Source organism: Lacinutrix iliipiscaria (genome assembly GCF_042686125.1).
GTDB lineage: Bacteria > Bacteroidota > Bacteroidia > Flavobacteriales > Flavobacteriaceae > Oceanihabitans > Oceanihabitans iliipiscarium.
The window spans coordinates 39,202-48,984 of the sequence record NZ_JBHUOV010000017.1; the positions used below are offsets into that span (position 1 = coordinate 39,202).

Annotated in this window: 9 protein-coding genes and 1 tRNA gene; 1 reads left to right on the top strand and 9 read right to left on the bottom strand. The window is 33.6% G+C overall.

Annotation, left to right across the window (positions count from 1 at the left end; all coding sequences use genetic code 11):
* Positions 1–54: 54 nt before the first annotated feature.
* The 9 genes from ACFS5M_RS14155 to ACFS5M_RS14195 all read right to left on the bottom strand — a co-directional run bounded on the left by ACFS5M_RS14155 (position 55) and on the right by ACFS5M_RS14195 (position 8,227).
* Positions 55–129 (bottom strand) — tRNA-Val (locus ACFS5M_RS14155).
* A 63-nt stretch (positions 130–192) separates the two neighbouring features.
* Positions 193–1,410, bottom strand: a complete 1,218-nt coding sequence (locus ACFS5M_RS14160; protein WP_183490205.1) for a bifunctional folylpolyglutamate synthase/dihydrofolate synthase — start codon at positions 1,408–1,410, stop codon at positions 193–195.
* Between the two features lie 2 nt (positions 1,411–1,412).
* On the bottom strand, positions 1,413–2,261 hold the full coding sequence (locus ACFS5M_RS14165; RefSeq protein ID WP_183490207.1) for an energy transducer TonB: 849 nt from the start codon (positions 2,259–2,261) through the stop codon (positions 1,413–1,415).
* 60 nt (positions 2,262–2,321) lie between these two features.
* Positions 2,322–3,296, bottom strand: coding sequence for a cell envelope integrity protein TolA (tolA, locus tag ACFS5M_RS14170; protein ID WP_183490210.1), 975 nt, complete (start codon positions 3,294–3,296; stop codon positions 2,322–2,324).
* 11 nt (positions 3,297–3,307) lie between these two features.
* On the bottom strand, positions 3,308–3,700 hold the full coding sequence (locus ACFS5M_RS14175; RefSeq protein WP_183490213.1) for an ExbD/TolR family protein: 393 nt from the start codon (positions 3,698–3,700) through the stop codon (positions 3,308–3,310).
* Position 3,701: 1 nt separating this feature from the next.
* Complete coding sequence (locus tag ACFS5M_RS14180; RefSeq protein ID WP_183490216.1) at positions 3,702–4,403, bottom strand: MotA/TolQ/ExbB proton channel family protein; 702 nt, start codon at positions 4,401–4,403, stop codon at positions 3,702–3,704.
* Between the two features lie 52 nt (positions 4,404–4,455).
* The gene (nhaD, locus tag ACFS5M_RS14185) at positions 4,456–5,850 is read right to left on the bottom strand and encodes a sodium:proton antiporter NhaD (RefSeq protein WP_183490219.1); all 1,395 of its coding nucleotides are present in this window, start codon (positions 5,848–5,850) and stop codon (positions 4,456–4,458) included.
* A gap of 9 nt (positions 5,851–5,859) precedes the next feature.
* Complete coding sequence (locus ACFS5M_RS14190; protein ID WP_183490222.1) at positions 5,860–7,086, bottom strand: Glu/Leu/Phe/Val dehydrogenase; 1,227 nt, start codon at positions 7,084–7,086, stop codon at positions 5,860–5,862.
* A gap of 73 nt (positions 7,087–7,159) precedes the next feature.
* Positions 7,160–8,227 carry an anhydro-N-acetylmuramic acid kinase gene (locus ACFS5M_RS14195; protein ID WP_183490225.1) on the bottom strand — a complete coding sequence of 356 codons (1,068 nt, stop codon included), beginning with the start codon at positions 8,225–8,227 and terminating at the stop codon, positions 7,160–7,162.
* 87 nt (positions 8,228–8,314) lie between these two features.
* Between ACFS5M_RS14195 and ACFS5M_RS14200 the strand changes: the two genes are divergently transcribed.
* Complete coding sequence (locus tag ACFS5M_RS14200; protein WP_183490228.1) at positions 8,315–9,457, top strand: acyl-CoA dehydrogenase; 1,143 nt, start codon at positions 8,315–8,317, stop codon at positions 9,455–9,457.
* Positions 9,458–9,783 lie beyond the last annotated feature (326 nt).

A 9,783-nucleotide genomic window follows, 5' to 3' on the forward strand; every position in this document is an offset into this window, starting at 1 on the left:
TGCTTCACTTCAGCTGTGTGTTGTTTACCTTTTATAAAGAAAAAAGGTGTTTTGTGGGCGACAAGGGATTCGAACCCCTGACCCCTTGGGTGTAAACCAAGTGCTCTGAACCAACTGAGCTAGTCGCCCTAACAATTAGGACTGCAAATATAAAGTAGTTTTTGGTTTAGCAAAAGATTTTTTACAAAAAAATTAAATTATTTCTGCTATAACAAAAGTACTACCTCCAACAAAGATTAAATCTTCTGAATCAGCATGTTTTAAAGCCTGTTTATAAGCTTCATTTACAGAATCATACGATTGACCTTCATAGCCTTTGATTTTAAAATACCTAGCCAACTCATCAACTGGTTTGCCTCGTGGTATATCTGGTTTACAAAAATAATAGCTTGCTGTAACAGGTAACAGTTTTATTATGTCATCTAAATTCTTATCATTTACGACACCAAAAACAATATGGAGTTTTTTAAATTTCTCTTTCTGTAATTGATTCATAACATCTTTAAGTCCATCTGAATTATGAGCTGTATCACAAATTACTTTAGGGTTTTCTTGTAGTAATTGCCAACGCCCTTTTAATCCTGTATTAGTAACAACCTGCAGTAAACCTTTGAATATATGTTCTTTTGAAACTTTCCAACCTAAACTTTGAAGGGTTTTAACCGCCTGTAACACCGTTTTAATATTTTTGACTTGATAGCTTCCTTTTAAATCGCTTTGAAACACCTCTGAGATAATATCATCTGCATAATATATATTAGACTGTTTTTCTGAAGCTATTCTATTAAATATTGGTGTGGTTTCTTTCTGAGTTTCACCTACAACTACAGGAATATGTTGCTTAATTATGCCTGCTTTTTCTTCAGCTATAGCTTGTATAGTACTCCCTAAAAACTGAGTATGATCTAAACCTATATTTGTAATCACAGAAACTTCAGGCGTAATGATATTTGTAGAATCTAATCGTCCGCCTAATCCAACTTCTACAATTGCAATATCTACCTTTTGTCTGGCAAAATATTCAAAAGCCATCCCTACAGTCATTTCAAAAAAGGATAAGTTATTTGCTTCAAAAAAAGCCTTGTTTCTTTTTATAAAACCAATAACGGCCTGTTTGCTAATTTCTTTCCCATTAATCTTAATACGCTCTCTGAAATCCTTTAAATGAGGAGAGGTATATAAACCTACCTTATATCCTGCTTCCTGAAATATTGAAGCCAACATATGACTTGTTGAGCCTTTTCCATTGGTTCCAGCGACATGCACTGATTTAAATTTAAGTTCTGGCTTTTTTAGGTGATGAGCTAACAGAATTGTGTTAGTTAAATCTTTTTTATACGCTTTGCGTCCTTGTCGTTGATACATTGGTAGTTGAGAGAACATCCAATTTACAGTATCTAAATACGTCATTGTTATTGACCTAAATTGAAATTAACTTTGACAAAACCTATTTGTTTTGCTGGTGCATTATTGTCAGCTCTCCACTTATGTGATAAAGCAATTTTTTTTGCAGGTTCTAATAAGCACGATGCAGTATTAGTGGTCCCCTTTACTCCTGGAATGGCTTCAACTACATTTCCACTTTTATTGACAATAATTTTAACAATAACCATTCCTGACTCGTTACAATCTTGTTTAAAGACTTTCTTTGAAGGTTTGCCTCTACCATTCAAACCATAACCAACGCCTCCATTACCAGTGCCAGGATCTCCAAAATAACTAGGCGCATATGGATTTCCATTGAGTTGTCCTTTATCTCCAGCTTTATCATCATCGCCTTCGCTTCCTGTTTCAGCGCCTTCAGATTTACTAACTCCTCCAATTAAAGCATCTAGTTTTTTCTTTTTATCTTCTTGTTCTTGTTTTTCTTTTGCAATTCTATCTGCCTCAGCTTTTGCTTTGGCTTCAGCTTCAAGTTGAGCTTTAGTTTCTGCTTCTTTTTGCTTTCTTATAGCTATAGCTTCTTCTGTCTCTTGAGTTAAAATTTCTTCAGTAGCTTTAGTAGACGTTGTAGGTTCAGATTTTGTGGGTTCTGGCTCTGTAGGTTTATTAATTTTTAAATCTTCAGATTGAATAGGTTTTGTAGGCTGAACATTACCACTCCCAAAATCGGTTGTACCAAAATTTACAGCGACTCCATACTCTTCTGGAGGATCCATATATTTTGGTCCTATGACAAAAATCAGCAATAATAATATCAATACGACTAGCGTAGTTATTTTAGCTGAATCTTTTTCGTGTTTGGTATTAAAATATTTCATCTTCATTTAGAAGTTTCCCCTTAGTACAAATACTTATTATAGATTAAATACTATAAATTTTTAGTCTTCCAATTTAATTCTAATTGGCAAACTGTAAGATACGACTACGGCTTTGCCTTGTTGCATTCCAGGTTTCATTTTAGGCAGCATGCTAGTCACACGTTTTGCTTCATCCTCTAACTTCGGGTTTGAAGCATAGGCCCCAATACTCACAACTTTACCAGATGTATTGATTTTAAAAGAGATATTAATTTTCTGAATTCCAGATAAATCTGAAGCTAAATCTGTATCAAAATTTTCGGTGATAAACGCTTTAATTTTATCACTCATACATTTTTTTCTATATGCATTATCTCCACCTTCACATCCTGGGTAAATAGGAACATTTTCAATTAAAGCAAATGACGTTTCTCCTTGTCCTTCATTTGCTTTTTTAGCTGCTTCAGCAGCTTTGGCTGCAGCTTCTTTTGCCGCATTATCTTTAGCTATTTGAGCTTCTCTAGCTGCTTTAGCTTTGGCTGCTTTGGCCGCTTTATCAGCTTTTTCCTTTTCTGCTTTCGCTTTTGCGGCCTTTGCCTCTTTCTCTTCTTTTTCAGCTTTGGCTTGAGCTTCAGCTTTTTGTTTAGCTTCTTCCTCGCTTTTTAATTTTTCTGCAGCTTCTTTGGCTTCTTCTCTTAATATTTTTTCAGCTTCTAAAGCTTCTTTTTTAGCCTCTTCAATTTCTTCTTCTACTTTTTCTTCAGCCGTTTCTTCTAATTCAAGCTCTTTTTCTTCAACAACTTCTTCTTCAACAACTTCTTCTGTTAACTCCTCTTCAACAACTTCTTCTACTACTTCTTCAGTCTTTTCAGGCCTAACTTGTTGCATATTTCCGGTTGGAGGAGCTGAGTTATTAAAATTGATTGCAACGCCGTATTCATCTGGCTGTTCTTTATAATCTTGACCCACAACGAAAAGCAATAAAATTAAAATCAGCATAATCAATGTTGTTATTTTAGCTGAATTGCGTTCGTGTTTGGTCTGTAAGTATTTCATTTATATTTTTATTATTGGGACTTCACAGCTAGAGTAGATTTAATTTTATTTCTATTCGCTATATCCATAATATACACGACATGTTTCATTTCGACATCTTGGTCTGAACGAATGGTAATCGTTGGTGTATCTGAATTTCCTACTTTTTCTAAAACTTCAGTTTCTAAATTATCTTTTGATACCTTTTTAAGATCTACATAATAATTTACATCTTTATCGACACTCACAGATACATTTTTAGTTTGCGTGGTTTTACTTGACGATTTAGGTAATAGTAAATCGATAGCTTCAGCAGATACTAGTGTTGATGCAATCATAAAAAAGATGAGCAACAAAAACACGATGTCTGTCATAGACGACATATTAAATTCGGGTGTTACTTTATTTCTTCCTCTAATATTCATATTAAGTTGGCTCGTTTAAATGATCTAAAAACTCTAATGAATTTGCTTCCATTTGATATACAACCTTATCCGTTTTAACAACCAAGTGGTTATAGGTAACGTAAGCTATAATACCCACAATTAAACCTCCAACAGTTGTTGTCATTGCTGTATATAGTCCATCAGCAAGTGTTTTAATATCTATTGATCCACCAGAATTAGCAATCTCAAATATTGACAATATCATTCCAATAACTGTACCAAGAAACCCAATCATTGGTGCTGCTCCAGATATAGTTGCAAGAATACTGACGTTTTTTTCTAACCCATAAATTTCTAATCGTCCTGCATTTTCTATAGCTGTATTAATATCCTCTAGAGGTTTTCCAATTCTACTAATTCCTTTTCCTATAAGTCTTGATACTGGTGAATTTTGTTGGGCACATAATATTTGAGCAGATTCTATTTTACCATGAGACACATGGTCTTTAATTTGATTCATGAAATTAGAATCAACTTTAGAGGCTGCTTTGATAGCAAATAGGCGTTCAAAGTAAATATAAATAGCAACAATTAGCAGTACGAATAATAATGCAATAATTACTATTCCTGCTGTTCCACCACTCGAAATTAACTCTATTATTGAAAGTGTTTTTTCAACAGATTCGCCATCTGCCAATAATTCTGCACCTTCTTGACTATCTTGTATAATTTTATTTATCATATATAATTGGTTTTGCTATTGTACTAACGTTAATTTTTATAATTAAGTATAATTAAAATAAAGTTCTGGTAACCATAAATGCAGCAGCTCCAACTAAGAAACCAGCTAAAGCTAACCAAGCAATCTTCTTTAAATACCAGAAGAAATCAATTTTTTCCATACCCATTGCGACAACACCTGCTGCAGATCCAATGATTAACATACTACCACCTGTTCCTGCTGAATAAGCAATAAAATGCCATAACTCATTATCTATTGGTTCTGAAAACATACCTAAACTTGCTGCTACTAATGGCACATTATCAATCACAGCAGAACCAACACCTAATAATAAAACAACTAAATCTGAAACACCTTCATGATGCAACTCGGTTCCTAACATTGGCATAGTGTCTTGTAGTGTTGTTGCAAAACCGAATAATATTCCTAATGATTCTAGGGCCGCAACTGCCATTAAAATTCCTAGAAAAAATAATATGCTAGGCATTTCTATTTTAGACAGAGAATGATGAACAGGACTATGATGCGCATGAGCATCACTTTCAGCAGAATCATGGCTAGATATACTGAACTTTGAATTACTATAAATCTCAGCAAAAATAGCAACTACACCAAGCGCAAGCATCATACCTACATATGGTGGCAAATGAGTTACCGTTTTAAAAACTGGTACAGAAACAATTCCTGCTAAACCAAGGTAAAGCATTGTTGCGCTAAATTTACTTTTCGGCTTATCATTTTCATCTTCTTGTATATCTAAGTCACCTTTAAATGCTGGTAGAAAAGATGCTATAAAAGTTGGCACAAGCATACATAATAATGATGGAATAAATAAGTAACCTATTAAGTGGCCAGTAGTTACTTTTTTACCAATCCATAACATTGTCGTTGTTACATCACCAATTGGAGACCAAGCTCCACCTGCATTAGCTGCAATGATTATTAAACCTGCATACCAAATACGTACATCTCTATCTTTTACAATTTTTTGTAGTATTGAAATTAAAACTATGGTCGCAGTTAAGTTGTCTATTATTGCAGAAAGAATAAACGCCAAGAACGCGAAAATCCATAATATCTTTGACTTCTTTTTTGTTTTTACAAACCCTTTTATTGTTGCAAACCCATCAAAATAATCTATTATCTCAACAATAGTCATCGCTCCAAGAAGAAAAACTAGAATTTCTGAAGTCTTCCCTAAATGATGCAATAATGTTTCTTCCATGAGATGCATTTTCTCATCATGTCCAAGCAACCCAAAGTTTTCTAATAAGGTATGCTTTGCGGAATCAAACCATTGAGGAAAATGATCAATTCCTAAAGCGATTAAGGCCCAACATATAGCCATCATAACTAAAGCTGGAATAAGTTTATCAATTTTGATGCTATGTTCTAAGGTAATAGCTAAATAACCTATTACAAATACTAAAATAATTATTGTTTCCATAAGGAGAATTTATATAAGTTGACTTAAGGCAATTTCAAAAGCGGTTTCACTAATACCAGTTTTAGACTGGTTTTTATCATATACTTTTTGAATGGCTTTTCTAATTGTTTCTGAGGTATCGTTAAAAATGGCTTCATCTGTCATTTGGACTTTGCGCTCCATAAAATAAGCAAATACTCTAGCCATTCCGCAATTTGAAATAAAATCAGGAATAAGACTTACACGATTATCTGTATGCTCCATTATTGAACCAAAAAAGATTTCTTTATCTGCAAAAGGTACATTAGCACCACAAGAAATAACCTCTAAGCCAGTATCAATCATTTGATCAATTTGATCTTGAGTAATTAATCTTGAAGCTGCACATGGTGCGAATACTTGAGTTTCAAGTGACCATATTTTTTCATTAATTTCTTCAAATGGAATCAAGTGATCTGCAATTAAAGTATTGCCGTTTTTAGCTAAAAACAAATCATTAATTTCTTTAAAAGAGAAACCATTTTCATTAATTAAACCTCCTACACGATCTATAATCCCAACAATCTTTGCGCCCATCTGAGATAAGTAGAATGCTGCTGCTGCACCTACATTCCCAAACCCTTGTACAATAGCTTTTTTTCCATCTACAGAACCACCATAAATGTTATAATATTGTTTAACTGCTTCAGCTACACCAAAACCAGTTATCATATCTGCAACGGTAAATTTTCTTGCAACACTTGGCGAAAAGTTAGGGTTTTCAATCACCTTTATAACCCCTTGACGTAATTGACCAATACGATTAATCTTGTCGGCTTGAGTAGGCTTAAAATGGCCTTCAAAAACACCCTCTTGAGGATGCCAAACTCCACTTTCTTCAGTGATTGGAATAACTTCATGTATCTCATCTACATTTAAATCTCCACCAGTACCGTAATAACTTTTTAATAATGGAGATACAGCTTTATACCAGCGTTCTAAAACTTCTTTTTTTCTAGGGTCCCTTGGATCGAAATTAATTCCTGATTTTGCACCTCCTATAGGTGGTCCAGAAACTGTAAACTTTACCTCCATGGTTTTGGCTAATGACAAAACCTCATTCATATCTAGACCTTTACGCATTCTCGTTCCGCCGCCAGCTGCTCCTCCTCGAAGAGAGTTGATCACAGTCCAACCTTCAGCGTCAGTCTCAGAATCTCTCCAATTAAAGACAATTTCTGGTGGTTTATTTTCGTACTTACTAAGTAATTTTTTCATTAATTTTCATTCATTTTTGCATATTAACAAATATAAAAAACTAAATATGCTTTATATTATAATTATAAAATTTTTAGGACTGATAAATTTCTCCTGAGCTATGATCATTTTTTGCACCTGTTACACTTTTTAAACAATTAACTTCATTTCGCATTTTTAAAACACCTAAAAGGCCAAAAACTAAGGCTTCCTTATAATTTATAATATCGTTTGAAGGAATAACAATGTCATGAGTTGGAGATAAATCTTTAATTCTATTTATAAGATACTTATTAAAAACACCTCCTCCAGAAACAAGAACAGTAGCTTTTTTTTTATTCAAAATTACTTTAGAAATTTGAATAGCAATATGCTCGACACATGTATTAAGGACATCTTTTATATCGAGTTTATGAGTATTAATTTTAGGAAAGATTTCTTTTTTCACCCATTCCAATCCTAAAGATTTTGGGTGTTTCAAATGATAAAACTCAAGATTATTTAATTCTTCTAATAGCTTAGAGTTTACTTTTCCAGTAGAAGCTAGCTTGCCTCCATCATCAAATTCAAACCCTAATTTTTGAGCATAAAAATTCAGGACAATATTCACTGGACAAATATCAAATGCTATGCGCTCCTTATGATCTTCAAATGAAATATTAGCAAAACCACCAAGATTTAAACAAAAATCATAATCAGAAAACAACAATTTATCACCAATAGGAACTAATGGCGCACCTTGCCCTCCTAACTTTACATCTTGAACTCTAAAATCACAAACCACTTTATTTTTAGTTAGTGAAGCAATTACTTTTTGATTTCCTATTTGATAAGTTAGTCCTTTATTAGGCTCATGCAAAGCTGTATGACCATGAGAGCATATCGCATCTATACTTTTTAAATCATGTTTTTCAATAAAACGATTAATAATTCCACTTAAATAGATTGTGTATTTGAGGTCAATATCTTTTAATTCTTTTGAGGTATACGAGGTTAAATTTTGAAGTCTCTTATACCATTCTTGACTGTACGGAATAGTTTCACAATTAGTCATCTTGAAATGCCAATCACCATCAAATTGAAAATTAACACATGCTAAATCAATTCCATCTAAAGATGTTCCAGACATTACGCCTATAACTTTATAATTGGTCTTATTCATATTGTGTAAAAATAATAATCCATATTGAAAATACGCTATTAAACGTGTATCTTTGCAATCAATTTAAAACAACAATTTTTCTTTATTATGGATTTTACCCTTACCGAAGAACATATTATGATTCGCGATGCAGCTCGTGACTTTGCACAAACAGAATTACTTCCAGGTGTTATTGAACGCGATAATACTCAAACCTTCCCTGATGAATTAGTAAAAAAAATGGGAGTACTTGGTTTCATGGGAATCATGGTCGATCCTAAATATGGAGGAAGTGGTATGGATGCTATCTCTTACGTATTAATCATGGAAGAGCTATCTAAAATCGACGCTTCAGCATCAGTAATGGTATCTGTAAACAACTCTTTAGTTTGTTATGGTTTAGAAGCTTATGGCAATGAAGAACAAAAACAAAAGTACTTAACTAAACTTGCGACTGGTGAATATCTTGGAGCATTTTGTTTAAGCGAACCTGAAGCTGGTAGTGATGCCACATCTCAAAAAACTACAGCCATAGATAAAGGCGACCATTATATATTAAATGGTACCAAAAACTGGATTACTAATGGCGGACGTAGCGATGTATATTTAGTGATTGCACAAACTGATAAAGATAAAGGGCATAAAGGAATTAATGCATTTATAGTTGAAAAAGGAACACCAGGATTTGACATTGGACCAAAAGAAGATAAATTAGGAATTCGTGGTAGTGACACACATACCTTACAGTTTAATGATGTAAAAGTTCCTAAAGAAAATAGAATAGGTGAAGACGGTTTCGGATTTAAATTTGCAATGAAAACCCTTTCTGGTGGGCGAATAGGAATCGCTTCTCAAGCTCTGGGTATTGCTGCAGGTGCTTATGAATTAGCACTTAAATATTCTAAAGAACGTAAAGCTTTTGGAACAGAAATTTGTAACCATCAAGCCATTGCCTTTAAATTAGCCGATATGCATACAGAAATTGAAGCTGCTCGAATGTTGGTTATGAAAGCTGCATGGGATAAAGACCAAGGCAATAATTACGATATGTCTAGTGCTATGGCAAAATTATACGCCTCGCAAGTAGCCATGACACATACTGTAGAAGCCGTCCAAATTCATGGTGGTAATGGTTTTGTAAAAGAATACCATGTCGAGCGTCTAATGCGTGATGCAAAAATTACTCAGATTTATGAAGGGACTTCGGAGATTCAGAAAATTGTAATTTCTAGAGGTGTCATTAAAGGTTAAACTTATAATCGCATAAATTATATTAAGTCCAGCTTTTTTAAGTTGGACTTTTTTTATGGCGTGTTTTTAATAAAAATAAAAACCGTGCTATCCGTTATATCTTTTTATGGGAGTTTTTATAAAGTACTTATACTTAATAATCGAGACCCCATAAAAAGGATGCCACTACTATCACTCACGCAGATCTAAGATTCATTATAAATTCAGTAACTATTACGCATAAAAAAACCCTTCATTAAATAAATAATGAAGGGTTTAAAAAAGGCGACGACCTACTCTTCCACAATGTAGTACCATCGGCGCAAATGGGCTTAACTTCTCTGTTC